Consider the following 15,424-nt stretch of genomic DNA (forward strand, 5'->3'; position numbering starts at 1 on the left):
GAAAGTATATTCAAAATACCAAATATTATATAAATGTAATTATGACCATTCTATGTAATATTGCGTAAATGTTTCGATACTTCGTGTGTGTTCCTGTATTTATCCTTCAACGACCATGCCATTGAGTGGCAAATATTCGATAGGACACGTTACATTGTCATCAAAAGTTACAATTTCAAAGTTATCATCATCAGATAATATCTCACGCACCAGTAAATTGTTTAATGCATGACCAGACTTATAGGCATTAAAACGACCCAAAATCGGATAACCTATCAAATATAAATCCCCTAGAGCATCCAAAATCTTATGGCGGACGAACTCATCATTAAAACGTAATCCTTCTACATTTAAGATATTAAGGTCGTCAATCACGATAGCATTATCCATACTGCCACCCAACGCCAGATTGTTTTGACGTAATGCTTCTATGTCACGTAAAAACCCAAAAGTACGCGCAGTACTCAATTGCTCAATGAAGTTTTGAGTAGAAAACTGCAGCTGTGCATGTTGAAAGTTTTTGTCGATAGCAGGATGGTCAAAATCGATTTCAAAGTTTAATTCATATCCGTCGTAAGGACGCAGTTCTGCCCACTTATCTTCTATTTTTACTCGTACTGGACGTATAATTTTGATGAATTTTTTGGCGGCTTCTTGCTCACAAAATCCTGCATCAAGTAACAGCGCCACAAAAGGAGCTGCACTACCATCCATAATAGGTATCTCTGATGCAGAGACTCGAACCAAAAGATTATCTACCCCAAGTCCAGCAATGGCGCTGAGTAAATGCTCAACCGTACCGACTCTCGTACCACCAAATACTAAGTTTGATGACATCATCGTATCTTGCACTAAAAAAGCACTCGCTGGGATTGGCTTACTACCTACAATATCAGAGCGCTCAAAAACAATACCTGTGTCAATTGGCTGCGGGTGAAACTCTAAATCCACAGGCTGACCACTATGGAGACCAGTACCCGTAACGGCTATTGCTGTTTTTATGGTTCTTTGGTTCATGGCTGTCTTCTCACATATTTTGTTACAATTGACACAGTGTACCATTACCTAGCCCTTATTCGCTATAGATAAAAATGGCTAATTTCCTTATCTCCTTGATTGATAACACTTATCGTACCTGACTCATCGGTTACTCTTGAGCTTATATGGCATGTGTGACTACTACTATCAGACTGAGTTGACCCATCATTTGTAACATTTTCATTCACACTTCTTTTACCTGAGTGCTCTTACATCGACAGAATACTTCACTGTCAAACACAAAAAAGCCAGCGATGGTCGCTGGCTTTTCTAAGAAGTATCTAAGCTCAAATCATATCGAAAATTATTTGTTTTGTTGACGCTTCAGGTAATCTTGAATACTGTTTGTTTTGGTCTGTGGCTTCTCTTGAGAAGCACTTGGACGTACCACATTGTCTTGCTGCATTTTCGCTTGTGACTGCTTTTGGCTGTTTAATGCACTGGTATGTACATTAGGATCAACAGGCTGTGTGCTATTGACAGAAGGTACTGGCTGCTCTACCACTTCTGGCTCTTGTCCTGCATTTTCGTCTAACGTTAGACCCGTTGCAATAACGGTCACGTGCAAGTCTTCACCCATTTTTTCATCGATGACAGAACCATAGAAAATATGAGCGTCGTCGATGTCGGTGATTTCTTCGACAATGGCGCTGATTTTGCTCATCTCGTCCAATGATAGTGACTCAGAAGAGATGACGTTGACCAATAGACCTTTGGCATTCTCTAGACGCAGGTCATCGAGTAGTGGTGATCTAATGGCTTTTTCAGTAGCTTGACGCGCACGATCATCACCGCTGGCGCGACCAATACCCATCATCGCATGACCTTTCGCAGTCATAGCAGTACGGATATCGTTGAAATCGATATTGATCATACCTTCGCTAGCGATGGTCTCAGCAATACCTTGCACAGCATGCAATAGCACATCATCTGCCTTTTTAAAGGCATCTTGCATAGAGATATTGCCGTATACACTCATCAATTTATCATTTGGAATAGTGATAATTGAATCAACAAAGTTAGTCAGCTGCTCAATACCTGCTTTAGCCGCTTTGATACGCTTGCCGCCTTCGAATTTAAATGGTGTGGTCACAACAGCAACAGTCAGCACTTCCATCTCTTTAGCAATACGTGCTACGACAGGTGCGGCGCCCGTGCCTGTACCGCCGCCCATACCCGCGGTAATAAATACCATGTCTGCATGTTCGAGTAAGGCACGGATGGCTTCTTCTTCGCTTTCTGCTGCTTCACGGCCCACTTCTGGATTAGCACCTGCACCAAGGCCACGGTTCGTCTTTGCGCCAAGTTGCAGTTTATGAGGGGCAGTTAGGCGATCAAGCGCTTGCTTATCTGTATTGGCACAGACGAACGTTACACCTCTAATACCTTGTTGTACCATATGTTCAACTGCATTACCGCCGCCGCCGCCAACACCGAATACAGTGAAGCTCGCTTGGCCGTTATTTTGAAGCTGATTATCATCTGGCATGGTGTATTTTGACATAAAAAAGATTCTCCAGTTGCAGATAGCGTGTAGGTCGATACGAAGTACGCACTCATATGGCGCGCTATCGACATACTATATATAAATGTATTTAAATAAGACAGAGTATGGTGTAAATAGTCTAGCTAGACAGTAATTTATGTCTATCGCTTAGAGTATTGCTATTATTACTTAAAATATTATTTTTAACATCGCTCATTTTATATCCTTGAATAATTCGAAAATTATATGGGCAAATGGCATGTTTTGATTTTTTCAGCAAACAGCGCTACAGTATTTTTTTCAGTACATTAGCAAAACGCTGTCCTGCACTTTGAAAAACACCCGTCATTCGATTTTTTTGAATCGCTTCAGGTTCACTTTTTTCGCTACGGCGAAACTGCTCGCTCTGACTATATAATAGTGTGCCAAAAGCCGTTTGATAATGACGACTATTTACTTGGCTATTGAGCTGCTTAAATGACTCATCGTTATCAAAATGGTTATAAGCACTAATGGCTGGATGCGTGTTTGTCATTACCACTGGCATTTTGAGCAGTTTTTTAGCAAAAGGTACCATACCTTTAATGGTACTACCGCCGCCCGTCAACACGATACCTTTGTCAATATAACCGATCAAACCTGCTTCGTGTAATTGACGAGCCACTTCGGTGAATATTTGCACATAACGAGCCTCGACAATACGGGCTAAGTTATAAATACCAATATTCATCTCATCGCCTGTTCCTTGGGGCTTAAACAAGAAAAACGAGCTTGGATCTACACTATTGACATCAGCGGTACCATGACTCTTTTTGAGCTTTTCGGCTTCAATCATGGATATACCAAAATCAGCTGAAATATCCATCGTTACTTCATGGCTGCCAGTGGCAATACAATGGGTAAAGATGAGTTTATTTTCTTTATACACACAAATGCTAGTGGTACTGGCACCAATGTCTACCAAGCAAACGCCTTGCTGACGCTCATCACTCATCAAGCTGTATTCGGCACTGGTGACCGCATCAAACACGATATGATCGATACCAACATCACAACTTTGTAGTAGTTTTTGAATATTTTGGCGACTGGCCACGGGCATCATCATCATGTGATACATGACCGTAATGTTGTGCGCCATCATCTCAATAACATCGTCAACCATATGCTCTTGGTCATCGACATAGATACCTTGCTGACAGCAATGCATCAAATAATAATCTGATGATAAATCTCGCGATTTGGCGTTGGCCAATGCTTGCACCATGTCTTTGGCACGAACGACGTCATCTTCTACCTTGACGTCCCCAGCGCTGTTTTTACTAGAAAGCTCAGGGGTTGCTAAGGTCAGCCAAACACTGTGTACACGGCAGTTAGCCATGTCTTCTGCTTCTTGGATGGCTTGTTTGATCGCACCTTGCAGACGTTCACGATGCTTTATTCGGCCTTGATAAAAATCGCTGTTCTTTGCTTGTCCCACACCCAAAATGCGAATGTCTCTTGCAGAGACGACATTGCCAATGACGACGTAAACCGCCGTGGCACTTAAATGGACAACAACCAGATTTTCATTATTTTTCATGGTACCAGACAAATTATCGCGAAACAGGAGAGATCGTAACACTCCCCTATTAAATCATTAAAAAAAGCGTTATCAAAACGCTATGATGTTTTACATATATTCTTTATTTTGACTCATCAGTGGGTGCTGATACGTTCCAAGCGATCGTGAAACCATTCTTGTAGCGTAAGTCTACAGACTGCATCTCATCTCGGCGTGTACTTAACTGATGACCAAGCAACTGACTGAGGTTCAATAGTTTTTGTGCCGTGTTCTCATTATCGACAATCACACGCAGCCCATTATCAAACCGTATCAACCATGTCATTCTAGGTGATAGGATAATATCATCAACCTGCATGCCAAGAGGTGCGTACCAGTCATTGACTTGCTGCATTTGCTGCATAATAACGGGTGCTTGATTCATCTCACCTTGTAAGGTCGCAAAGCGCTGCTGCGTCAGATCTTGACTATCAACAGGAACAAATACTGAACCTTTTGCATCAACCAAACGCTCTGTACCAAAATTGGCAACGGCTTGTTTGGGCAATGCCGTCACAACGATACCTCGTTGCCAATCACGAGAGATGCTCACTTGGTCGACCCAAGCTAGACCCATCGTAATATCTCTTAGTGCCTGCAAATCAGAGGTAAAAAAGCTGCTTACCTGCTGCTGATCCATCACGTCTTGTAGGGCATGATATTGACCAACGGACAAATCTTTATTACTAACATGGATCTCAGCAGGCGGTGCATCACGTAATGCTTTACCGCCCATCACCAATATCAGCACCAATAATCCTAATACCAACACCATAAAGAGGTACTTGACCAAAGGCGGTAATTGAATTTTAGATTTTGGGCGACCAGCTGTATCACTCATCAAGTCAGTTACCTCGTTGACAGTTTGAGCCATAACGACCTGTGTCCCTATATTTGCATAAAACTGATCATGCTATTTATTGATATCTCTCTGCATATGTTTTGCAGATACTTGGTAATTCGCTATATTATCAAAGTCTGTCAAGAAAACTATGTATATGCAGCGATTCGTCTCATTTAAACGTAACATTTTTCTTAATTTATGAATCACTTATCGTCAATATTCATAAAAAAACATAAATATTACTGAAACAGACTTATTATTACAATATTAACGTATTTTATGATTAAACAATAGCCTAACACCTACTAGGAGCAAGGAATTTACACAAGTTTACATGAAGTTGTGCTATAGCAGCTCTAGTGATACATTAAATGGTCTCAACAGCGGGCTACAACGTCTGTGCTAGTATGTGCCAGCACAATGAATCAAAGTCCATGCCTTTCGCTTTTGCGGCCATCGGTACCAAACTGTGACTGGTCATACCTGGTACGGTATTGATTTCAAGCAACCAAAAATTGCCTGCTTCATCTTGCATGGCATCGATACGTCCCCAGCCTTTTGCATCAACGGCACGGAATGCAGCAAGACTCAATTCTTGTAGATGCGTCTCTTCAGCAGCACTCAATCCACAAGGGATATAGTAGCTGGTATCGTTACGATTATACTTGGCCTCAAAATCATAGAAGTTGGTAATATCAGCAGGCTCAAGACGAATGATAGGATAGGCTTCATCGTCAATGATGACAATCGTAAATTCGCGGCCAGTAATCCAGCGCTCAGCCATCACTGCATCACCGCACTCTACAGCAGTAGCATAGGCTGCTGGCAATTCATCAAGCGTATTGACCTTGGTCATACCAATACTTGAGCCTTCATGAACGGGCTTAATAATCAGCGGCAATCCTAACGTATTCACGACTTGCTGCCAATCGGTCTCAGCGGTCAATAATGAAAATGGTGCAGTGGCCAAGCCGCAACCTTGCCATAGCTGCTTGGTGCGTACTTTATCCATACCCAGCGCCGATGCCAAAATACCTGAGCCTGTTTGCGGGATATCAAACCACTGCAGCACACCTTGTAATAAACCATCTTCGCCGCCGCGACCATGCAAGACATTAAACACGCGATCATACTCACGTAGCTCAGTAATGTCTTGGTGCTTTGGGTCAAAATGAGTAGCATCAACGCCTTGATTTTGTAGCGCTTGCAACACAGCAGCGCCGCTGTCTAGCGAGACACTACGCTCATTGCTAGTACCGCCATAGATAACCGCTACTTTGCCAAACTGACTGGCATCCTTTGTGTGAGTGGTCATGGTGTCTACAGATACATCACTAATAGCGGCGTCCTGAGTGCTTATATTGTCTTTATTATTGGTCGTCATGAAGGTAGTCCCTGAGTTTTAGCTTTAGCCCATTTAGTATTGTTATTTTACTTAATATAAAGGTTATTGGCAGCCAAATCGACCGCAATCTGTCCCACATTACCAGCACCTTGGGTAATCAACATATCATTGGCTTTCAATAAACGCTGCATGACAGGTGCAAGATTGTCTTTGTCAATGATGGTCGGCTCCACTTCACCGCGTAAACGAATACTGCGTGCTAGCGACTTGGTATCAGCCCCTGTAATTGGACTCTCACCTGCTGAATACACATCCAATAATAGTAGCTCATCAACACTTGATAGCACCTCGACAAAATCATCGTAGCAATCACGGGTACGGCTATAACGATGCGGCTGGAATAACATTACTAAGCGGCGATCTGGAAAGCTCTGACGAGCAGCTTTGATGGTCGCATCGACTTCTTTTGGATGATGACCATAATCGTCAATCAATAAGACGTTGCCATCATCGATATCGACCGAGGCATGTTGCTCAAAACGACGACCCACGCCCTCAAATTTTTGTAGGGCACGTACAATCGCGGCATCATCTACGCCTTCATCGGTCGCCATCGTAATAGCAGCAAGTGCGTTATAGACATTATGCGTACCAGGAATGTTCAATGTCAGACGTAATGGCTCACGGTCACGGCGCAATACCGTAAAGTGGGTTTTAGTGCCTTCGGTGACCAAATCGATGGCTTGTACGTCATTAAAAGGCTCAAGACCAAAGGTCAAGACTGGGCGACCGATATCATCAATCATTGCATACAATTCTGGATCATCACCGCATACCACTGCTAGACCATAAAATGGCATATTTTGCAGAAACTGAATGTAGGCAGCTTTTAATTTATCAAAGCTATTCTCATACGTTTCCATATGGTCTTGATCGATATTGGTCACAATCGCGGCCATCGGATGCAATGACAAGAAAGACGCATCAGACTCATCGGCTTCTGCTACCAAGAAACGGCTGCTGCCGAGTGCCGCGTTTTTACCCGACGCATTTAGCTTACCGCCGATCACGTACGTTGGATCTAGCTGTCCTTCTGCCATCATCGTGGTGAGCAAACTGGTCGTGGTCGTCTTGCCATGCGCGCCCGCAACTGCAATACCATGACGATAGCGCATCAATTCACCAAGCATATCCGCACGGCGTACTACTGGCAAGCGAGCTTCAAGCGCCGCTTTAACTTCAGGGTTGCTGCGATCAATCGCTGAGGATACAACGATAACGTCAGCATTGGCGATGTTTTTAGAGTCATGACCGATCGATATTTCGATGCCAATCTGCTGTAGACGCTTAGTCACCAGACTTTCTGCGATGTCAGAACCACTGACTTGATAGCCTTGATTGTTCATCACTTCCGCAATACCGCACATGCCTGAACCGCCAATACCAACAAAATGCAAATGCTGAATACGGCGCATCTCTGGTATTTCAATTAAACGCTTAGGTAGAGCTTTTGCAGAATTAGGCATAAGAATTTCTCTTTATTAGAGGTCAATAAAATTAAAAGACAGTAAAATTTGATGAATAAAAACGAGCGGTAGTAACAGTACAGACTACAGCGCCTGCCAAATAATATCAGCAACTTGCTTACTCGCACTGCGGTTGGCAAGGGCGTGGCCTTTTTTAGCCATCGCTAGGCACTTTTCTCGATCAAGTACCTTGAGCTCATCACTTAATCGCTGGGCAGTTAGTTCTGACTGCGGTAACAATATGGCGGCATCATGTGACGTCAATGTACGTGCATTAGCCGTTTGATGGTCATCAACCGCATGCGGTAGCGGTACAAAAATAGCAGCAATGCCGACATTTTGAATTTCAGTAACCGTCAATGCACCTGCGCGGCAAACGATGATATCTGCCCAATTATAAGCTGCCGCCATATCATTAATAAACGGCTGTACGGTGAACTGATGCTTATCTAATGTCTGTTCGCCATAAGCCGCTTGGGTCGCGGCCTCATTATTGCGGCCACACTGATGCATGACTTCAAATGGCTGATCGAGTAAGGCCAATGCTTTTGGCACAGTGTCATTCAACACTTGAGCACCAAGTGAGCCGCCCACTACCAACAGTTTAAGCGGTGAGCGATCATTCACATCGTAACGCACCGTTGGCGCCGCAACACCAGTGATAGCGTTACGCACAGGATTACCCACGGTCTCAAGCTTGGCATCTTGCGCGCTATTGGCAAAGGTGTTTTCAAATGCTTGTAGTGTCTTGGTAGAGAGCTTGGACAAATAGCGGTTGCTCATACCAGCGATGGCGTTTTGTTCATGAATAATCAATGGTGTATTGGACAGACGGGCGGCGATACCACCAGGCGCCGACACATAGCCACCGAACCCGACGACCACATCAATCTGATTGCTACGAATCACCTTTACGGCAGCCATCGTCGCTGATAGCAAAGTCACAGGCAGCTTCAATAATCGCCCTACCCCTTTACCGCGCAGCCCCTGCATATTAATAGCATGAAAAGAATAGCCAGTCGGCTCAACCAGACCGTTCTCCATACCATTTGGCGTTCCTAACCAATGGATGACCGCACCGCGTTGGGTCAGCTCGTCGCTCACGGCAAGCGCTGGAAAAACATGCCCGCCCGTACCAGCTGCCATCATCAATATATGCGGTGTTTTCATGAACGCCTGCCTATCTTTTATTTTATTGGTATGAAAGGTTTATCGTACCGCTATGATGCCACTGATGAAAAATAATGACACGGCAAAAGTCCGCATAGTATAGAGTAAATCATTGTCTTATATACAGTACTTTATGCAGCGAAAGGCACAAATTTCCAAGCCGTACTTGATCTCAAATTGGTTACGACTTGGTCTTGTGCGGCACTGATGGTGCATAAAACAGTGCAATGGTTAACGATATCTTAAAACAGCTGGTTCACCCCGTCAAAATGCGGACAAACATAGCCATCTTTATGCCGAAAACTTAGACTCAATCGCGATGATAAAATCTGTCGCGATATCTGTACCACATTGATCATCAATCTCACGTACACAAGTCGGACTGGTCACGTTGATCTCAGTGATGCGGCCACCGATTAAATCTAGACCTACGAACATGAGGCCTTTTTCTTTGACAATCGGTGCCACTACTTCTGCTACTTGACGCTCAATATCAGTCAATGCCATGGCGACGCCGCTACCGCCAGCTGCTAGATTACCACGGGTCTCACCTTTAGTTGGAATGCGGGCCAAGCTATAATCTACCACGACACCATCAACGATTAATACACGCTTATCGCCTTCTTTAATCTCTGGTAAGTAACGCTGCGCCATGATTGGCAAAGTCTCAAGCTCAGTCAATACTTCTAGTGTCACCCCAATATTTGGGCTGTCAGCAGTCAAACGAAAAATACCCGTACCGCCCATACCGTCTAATGGCTTGACGATTACGTCTTGTTGTTCAGCGATAAACTGACGGATATGTGCCTGTTTACTGGTGACAATCGTCGGGCTCATATACTCGCTAAACCATGTCGCAAATAGCTTCTCATTACAGTCACGGATCGCTTGTGGGTCATTGACCACTAGTACGCCTGCCGCCTTTGCATGGTCAAGCATATAAGTGGCATAAATAAAGCGCATATCAAAAGGAGGATCTTTACGCATTAAAATCACGTCATAGTCGCTGGCTGGACCAGTGACTTTATCACCCAAGGTATAAAAATCTACTGGATCACGCTGAACCGTGAGCGGCTGAGTATCAATCATCAACTGACCACGGTTTAACCATAAGTCATGAATCTGACAATAGCCAAGCTGATGCCCACGATCTTGAGCGGCCCACATCATGGCAAGGCTAGTGTCTTTTTTATAATTGACGCGCTCGATAGGGTCCATGATAACGAGTATTTTTAACGATTTTTCTTGGCTCATAATGAAGCTCACTTATGTTATTTTATTAATATAAAACAGATTCAAGCGGTATGACAATTTAGTGCGTAACTATACGCCATATTGTTCACGGTAATGCTGCATCTTGGCTAGCTGAGTCGCATCTTTATACTGGCTATCTTGCTCTGCCAAATAGCTGATCAAATCATCGATATCGACTAAAGCACGTACAGGTACTTGTAATGTCGACGCAAGCTCTTGAATAGCAGAGTGCTCTGCTTGGCCTTTTTCTTTGCGATCAAGCGCCACGATAATACCTGCCACACTGGCACCTGCTTGCTCTAAAATCTCCACCACTTCACGCATGGCTGTACCAGCGGTAATGACATCATCTAGCACCCACACTGCCTTGCCACTCACATCAGCGCCGACCAAATTGCCGCCTTCACCATGGGTTTTGGCTTCTTTGCGGTTATAGCCCCATTGAGCATTGATACCGTGGTGATGCCATAACGCCTGCGCCGTCGCTGCCACAAACGGAATACCTTTATAAGCGGCACCAAATATAACCAGCTCTTGCTGATCAGCACCATCATTTGCGGCTGCCATCTGTTCAGCTAAGGCATCTGCATAACCGCGCGCGAGCAACGATAGCATTTCACCTGTCGCAAGCAGCCCTGCATTAAAAAAGTACGGACTGATTCGACCAGATTTTAGGACGAATTCGCCAAATTTAAGCACTTGATTGTCTAAGGCCAGTTGAATGAACTGATGAGATGAAAATGATGAATCTTGAGCGCGTTGTACTTGAGACATGATGGCATTCCTATCGGCAAAAAGAGGGGCAGAAAATTTGCGTTATTGTACGTATTATTGATCCACTTGACCAATCATTAACTCAACCAGCCATTGATATCGTACTCTTGCATATTGGCATAGCGAGTCAATAAACCACTGCGTGATGAGACGTTAAAATAGCTCTGACCATCAGCTCGCTGCTGAATTTGCCAGCCCAAATGATACGCCGCCACAATAACGTGGCCGCTAAAGATACGCATTTGACGATAGGCATGGCGCTGACTAGGCTCACGAACAATCTGACTGAGCAAATAACTACGGATATGTTGACAGATTTGGGTGGCACTATAACTATGATTGATACTTTTGCGAGTGCTGCATTGTTTTAGCGCATGGACAGCCACACTACAAGCCAGAATATCTGTCGCCAAACTGCCCTCACCGGTTTCAAACTGCTGCGGTTGTAATGTCACTTGCCAGTCATCAGCGTAGACACTACTGAGTAGTTCGTCAGGATTATAACGCTTGGTCAATACTTGCAAAGACGCTGCCGATTCATTCGTACTTTTATGCGCAGCCTTATCATTGTTAGGCAGGATAGCAGCTGGATGATCAATCGCCTCAAATCCATAACGGCTCAGTTGTGGATAGGCACGAATGGCCTGCTGAATGTCCGACATATCTAACAATATCATATCCGCTAAAGGAGACAGTAAGGGCGGCTCACTATGCGTCTGATAAAAGCTATCGGGTAATTCAATCAACTGTGCAGCGCTCAGAAGTGACAAGTGCTCACCCAAAGCATCCGATGCCATCAGTGACCATTTAGACGAGCTGACTTCAGTAGGCTGATAAAAGCGCGAGGAGTGACCATAAAGTCGCTGTAATTGGCCATTTAAGCGCCGAGCAGGCTCTGGAATATCACTCAATGACCGTGCAGGATCAAGGGGTGACTGCATTGGATCAAAATTAGGATGTACAATCGCAGGCTGTTGACTGACGGGCAAGACAGAGGATTTTTCAGTCTTATCTCTGCCCTGACCTTCCGCATTGTCATCACCTTCTACTACCTGCTTGGTATTAGATAAGTGGTCATCAAAAGTTGAAGGCTGAGTCATGAAATCTCCAGAAGCGGTTACTATAAAACATAAAACGAATGAGAGCGATCAAACCAAACAGCCATCTTGCTGTCAATGATTTGAAGCTTGAGAAGCCACGGCTTAATGATCCGGACTTTGATGACTCAAAGTCTGATAATCCAAAATATCGCGATACCCCGTTTGCCAATCAGCATAATCAAGCCAAGCTAACGGAATATTGCTGTGTAAGCGTTTTCCTGTCACTGGGGTTTTTTTATCATCAATAGCGGGTGGCACTTCACCTACTTGCTCACTGAGCCAAACACCAAGCTCAAGCGTGGTAACCGGTCTATAATCTGTCGCAATATAAAGAGACTTGGGTGTCTCTTTGGTCAGAACATTGGCAATAATCGTCACCAAGTCACGATCCATAATTCGATTACTCCAATGGCTAGCTGCCACTGGTTCTTTTTGTGGCGCGCGGGCTTTGCGTAACTGCATCAGACGTTCGCGCCCATAAATGCCGCTCGGACGAACAATAATCGCTTTTTTGCCAAAGCCTTGTTGCAATGCTTGTTCTGCTTGTAATATGACCTTTGACGCAGCGCGTGCAGGTGTCACAGGTGCAGTATTTTCATCGATCCATTCTCCGTTGTCTTGCCCATAGACACCCGTGGATGAGATAAAAATTATACGCTCAAGATTGGCAAGTACTGGCGCGAGCGTGGCCAAGTGCTGATTAATCGCCAAATAACTGTCATGATAACCTGCGGTCGAATACTCATCAGGGGTGACGATAATGGCAATATGAGTAAACAGTTGCAGCTGCTCTGCTGTCAAAGTTAACGCATCCGCTTGTAAGAAGTTAGCGTCGTTTACTAAGTCATACTGATGGCGCTCACTACGAGCAAGTCCCGTCACATCATAACCTTCAGAGGCCAGCTTATTAGTGAGTGGCAGGCCAATATCCCCTTGGCCAATAATCAGTAAATTTTGCATACTCATAAATCACTCTTCCTTTAATACCGTTACTGCAGCGCCGAAAAACACCCAAATCTACCAGTGATGAGATTAAAAATAGCGTCTATAGGACAGCTGTACATCCTCATTGCTATCAACGCGATCCTGCCACTCATAGTTGGTATTGATACGTAATGCTTGTTTTTTATCAATATCGTATTGCAGGCCTAAGGTCGATATCGGTTGCCAATAGTGACCACGGACGTTGGACGCATCGCTGCTGCCATGATACCAATATGGCAGTTGCAATTCAGCCTGTGCGCGTAACTGATTGTTAATCTGATAACGACAACCTGCATTCACGCCTGCGCCGACACGAAAGCCTTTATTGATGCCGCGCCCTGCTTGCGCCGTGCCTGCCAAAAAGGTATAGCACAGTTGTGGCGGCATCTCACCTGTACCTTGACTGGGGTTACCAAATGTCCATGACCAACCCGTCTCATAACCTACGCTACCGACCAAATGGTCTGTGCCGTCTTTCTGCGACCCGTCATTGACGCGCGTCGCTTCGATACTTGCGCCCCACGTTTTGCCTTTTTTGGCAGAGTTGACAGGGTTGAAAGAGCGACCACGAATCACAGTGAGGTTCTGTAATACTACGCTGTCTGGTTGATTGGGCTTATTATCATCTGTGTCATACAGACGAAGGGTCGCAGCCAAACCTTCTAAGTTGAAAAACTGCGGATACCCTGAAGAATGGTCAAGCGTATCATGAAACCCTGCTCTTACCCCAATATCTATATAGTCATTATCACCGCGCTGCCCTATACCTATAGTCCCTAGCTGTAGTGGGTGCCTGTCTGTTGGATTATTATCCGATACGATTATTTGACGCTTAAGTAACCTCTGGCTATCGGCTGACAGGCTAGATACAGGATTGAGCTGTGCAGACTTTATCTCGCTAACGGTCTGCTTGGCGCTATTGTGATAACCCAACTGTTGACGCTGTTGCTTAATCTCATTTAGTTGAGCTTGACGCAACGTGTTATCGGCAGGGGTATAAGCAGTACTTGCCAAAAGGTTTTTACTGCTTAATAGCTGAATAACATCAGAGGGGATGACGGCATAAGGTAGTTTGCTTAATAGACTTTGCTGCGGACGGACAACATCGATAAGTCGTAGAATCTCAGAGGCACAATTGTCCGTGGTAAAGTAATACGGCATTTTGAGCGACTTAGTCTCCCAAACATGTCGCATAATCTGCTGCACCTCACTTGGAGTCAGATTCAATCGATATGTCCACGTATCACGCTCATCATCTTGTAGATATTTTGCCAGCTTTTCTGGATAAGGATCAATCTCAATAAGACTGCCATAAGCACCAATCATTGATTTGACGGAGTATATCGGAAAGCTATCGGCTGGATCGCCGTCTACCGTATAATTAAGTGCATGAGCGTGCTGGATTTGGCTAGGATCAGCCACACTTTCTTTTGAATCGATACGCAGCAGAGTATGAGCAAAAGCGGAGAGCGGATTGTCCAAATACTCTTGAGCAAATATAATAGATAGCTGCTCAGGTGCCAATGTCGACATCCATTCGTCGAGCTTTGGGCACTCAGTTGATAGACTTACATCACCGATGTTTAACTGCTGGGTTAACCATGCAACGCGCGCTGGAAAACGGCATAGTACAGAGTCGTTATTGTTCGGGTGGCCATCAAGCTGTTGGTTGTTGGTAGTCGGCGGTAGTGTCAGCTCTTTTGCGAGCGCTACTAGCATAGAATTGAGCTCTGCATGTGAATCGTACTGGCCGTTCTCACTCAAAAAGAAGCGTGAATCATCGACCAAACTCTCTGTTTTCTTTTTACCAAATGCATTATTTTTATCATCGTAAAAATATAATAAGCGTCGCCATGTTGTATGCTCTGCTAGATTGTCGGTTTTTACTTGCTTGCGCCATGTCGATAGCAGCTGCTCTGTAGTCACGTCTGATGCCGATACCACGTTATCTTGAGTATGTTGTTCCGTGCTATGACTATTATTTGACTCAGATAACGTAACTGAATCAAAATCAGCAGGTGATAGGTCGATTGATGATTCAGACGGCAGTGATTCCGAAAGCGATGCAGATGTAACTGATGACAAGGTGTCAGGCTCAATGACTGCGAGTGGCGTTGGTAAAAATGCCTGAACGGGTACGGATAATAGCAATCCAGCAACAGCCACTGATAAACGTGCTCGTGGGCCGATTTTTGCTAAGGTAGCACCTATAGATATAGACGTCGGTTTCATAGACATGAGGTAAAATCTCGCACGTTATTATTCATACGCTATCAGCGCTATCAAGGTCTGCTGAACCAAAA

The 15,424-nt window shown here is 44.5% G+C and carries 12 protein-coding genes; all 12 read right to left on the reverse strand.

All coding sequences use genetic code 11. From position 1 onward, the window contains the following. Positions 1 to 99 precede the first annotated feature (99 nt). Entirely contained in the window at positions 100 to 1,017 is a 918-nt protein-coding gene (gene lpxC / locus IP485_RS08895; protein WP_198326922.1) for a UDP-3-O-acyl-N-acetylglucosamine deacetylase, read from the reverse strand. A 325-nt stretch (positions 1,018 to 1,342) separates the two neighbouring features. Then, positions 1,343 to 2,542, reverse strand: a complete 1,200-nt coding sequence (gene ftsZ, locus IP485_RS08900) for a cell division protein FtsZ (RefSeq protein WP_194364690.1) — start codon at positions 2,540 to 2,542, stop codon at positions 1,343 to 1,345. Between the two features lie 268 nt (positions 2,543 to 2,810). Next, positions 2,811 to 4,103: a cell division protein FtsA gene (gene ftsA, locus IP485_RS08905; protein ID WP_198326923.1), complete on the reverse strand. Its 1,293-nt coding sequence runs from the start codon at positions 4,101 to 4,103 to the stop codon at positions 2,811 to 2,813. Between the two features lie 103 nt (positions 4,104 to 4,206). Further along, a complete protein-coding gene (locus tag IP485_RS08910) occupies positions 4,207 to 4,998 on the reverse strand; it encodes a cell division protein FtsQ/DivIB (RefSeq protein WP_198326924.1) in 792 nt (263 codons plus the stop codon). A gap of 358 nt (positions 4,999 to 5,356) precedes the next feature. Next, positions 5,357 to 6,283, reverse strand: a complete 927-nt coding sequence (locus tag IP485_RS08915; RefSeq protein ID WP_197176618.1) for a D-alanine--D-alanine ligase — start codon at positions 6,281 to 6,283, stop codon at positions 5,357 to 5,359. A gap of 116 nt (positions 6,284 to 6,399) precedes the next feature. Then, positions 6,400 to 7,839, reverse strand: coding sequence for a UDP-N-acetylmuramate--L-alanine ligase (gene murC / locus IP485_RS08920; protein ID WP_197176346.1), 1,440 nt, complete (start codon positions 7,837 to 7,839; stop codon positions 6,400 to 6,402). 84 nt (positions 7,840 to 7,923) lie between these two features. Further along, positions 7,924 to 9,009 (reverse strand): undecaprenyldiphospho-muramoylpentapeptide beta-N-acetylglucosaminyltransferase, encoded by a 1,086-nt coding sequence (gene murG / locus IP485_RS08925; protein WP_198326925.1) that lies wholly within the window; start codon positions 9,007 to 9,009, stop codon positions 7,924 to 7,926. 291 nt (positions 9,010 to 9,300) lie between these two features. Next, positions 9,301 to 10,263 (reverse strand): glutathione synthase, encoded by a 963-nt coding sequence (gene gshB, locus IP485_RS08930; protein WP_198326926.1) that lies wholly within the window; start codon positions 10,261 to 10,263, stop codon positions 9,301 to 9,303. A gap of 69 nt (positions 10,264 to 10,332) precedes the next feature. Next, a complete protein-coding gene (pyrE, locus tag IP485_RS08935) occupies positions 10,333 to 11,037 on the reverse strand; it encodes an orotate phosphoribosyltransferase (protein ID WP_198326927.1) in 705 nt (234 codons plus the stop codon). Positions 11,038 to 11,114: 77 nt separating this feature from the next. After that, entirely contained in the window at positions 11,115 to 12,137 is a 1,023-nt protein-coding gene (locus tag IP485_RS08940) for a hypothetical protein (RefSeq protein ID WP_198326928.1), read from the reverse strand. Between the two features lie 102 nt (positions 12,138 to 12,239). Further along, entirely contained in the window at positions 12,240 to 13,103 is an 864-nt protein-coding gene (locus IP485_RS08945) for an SDR family oxidoreductase (protein ID WP_198326929.1), read from the reverse strand. 66 nt (positions 13,104 to 13,169) lie between these two features. Further along, positions 13,170 to 15,359 (reverse strand): DUF4105 domain-containing protein, encoded by a 2,190-nt coding sequence (locus IP485_RS08950; protein ID WP_227686490.1) that lies wholly within the window; start codon positions 15,357 to 15,359, stop codon positions 13,170 to 13,172. Positions 15,360 to 15,424 lie beyond the last annotated feature (65 nt).

It is taken from the genome of Psychrobacter sp. NG27, from assembly GCF_016106655.1.
In the GTDB taxonomy this organism is placed as follows: Bacteria; Pseudomonadota; Gammaproteobacteria; order Pseudomonadales; family Moraxellaceae; genus Psychrobacter.

Excerpts from the sequence above, each read along its gene's own strand:
- lpxC (WP_198326922.1), bottom strand. The coding sequence starts at position 1,017 with ATGAACCAAAGAACCATAAAAACAGCAATAGCCGTTACGGGTACTGGT.
- pyrE (WP_198326927.1), bottom strand. The coding sequence starts at position 11,037 with ATGTCTCAAGTACAACGCGCTCAAGATTCATCATTTTCATCTCATCAG.
- IP485_RS08950 (WP_227686490.1), bottom strand. The coding sequence starts at position 15,359 with ATGTCTATGAAACCGACGTCTATATCTATAGGTGCTACCTTAGCAAAA.
- ftsZ (WP_194364690.1), bottom strand. The coding sequence starts at position 2,542 with ATGTCAAAATACACCATGCCAGATGATAATCAGCTTCAAAATAACGGC.
- IP485_RS08910 (WP_198326924.1), bottom strand. The coding sequence starts at position 4,998 with ATGGCTCAAACTGTCAACGAGGTAACTGACTTGATGAGTGATACAGCT.
- IP485_RS08945 (WP_198326929.1), bottom strand. The coding sequence starts at position 13,103 with ATGAGTATGCAAAATTTACTGATTATTGGCCAAGGGGATATTGGCCTG.
- gshB (WP_198326926.1), bottom strand. The coding sequence starts at position 10,263 with ATGAGCCAAGAAAAATCGTTAAAAATACTCGTTATCATGGACCCTATC.
- ftsA (WP_198326923.1), bottom strand. The coding sequence starts at position 4,103 with ATGAAAAATAATGAAAATCTGGTTGTTGTCCATTTAAGTGCCACGGCG.
- murG (WP_198326925.1), bottom strand. The coding sequence starts at position 9,009 with ATGAAAACACCGCATATATTGATGATGGCAGCTGGTACGGGCGGGCAT.
- IP485_RS08940 (WP_198326928.1), bottom strand. The coding sequence starts at position 12,137 with ATGACTCAGCCTTCAACTTTTGATGACCACTTATCTAATACCAAGCAG.
- murC (WP_197176346.1), bottom strand. The coding sequence starts at position 7,839 with ATGCCTAATTCTGCAAAAGCTCTACCTAAGCGTTTAATTGAAATACCA.
- IP485_RS08915 (WP_197176618.1), bottom strand. The coding sequence starts at position 6,283 with ATGACCACTCACACAAAGGATGCCAGTCAGTTTGGCAAAGTAGCGGTT.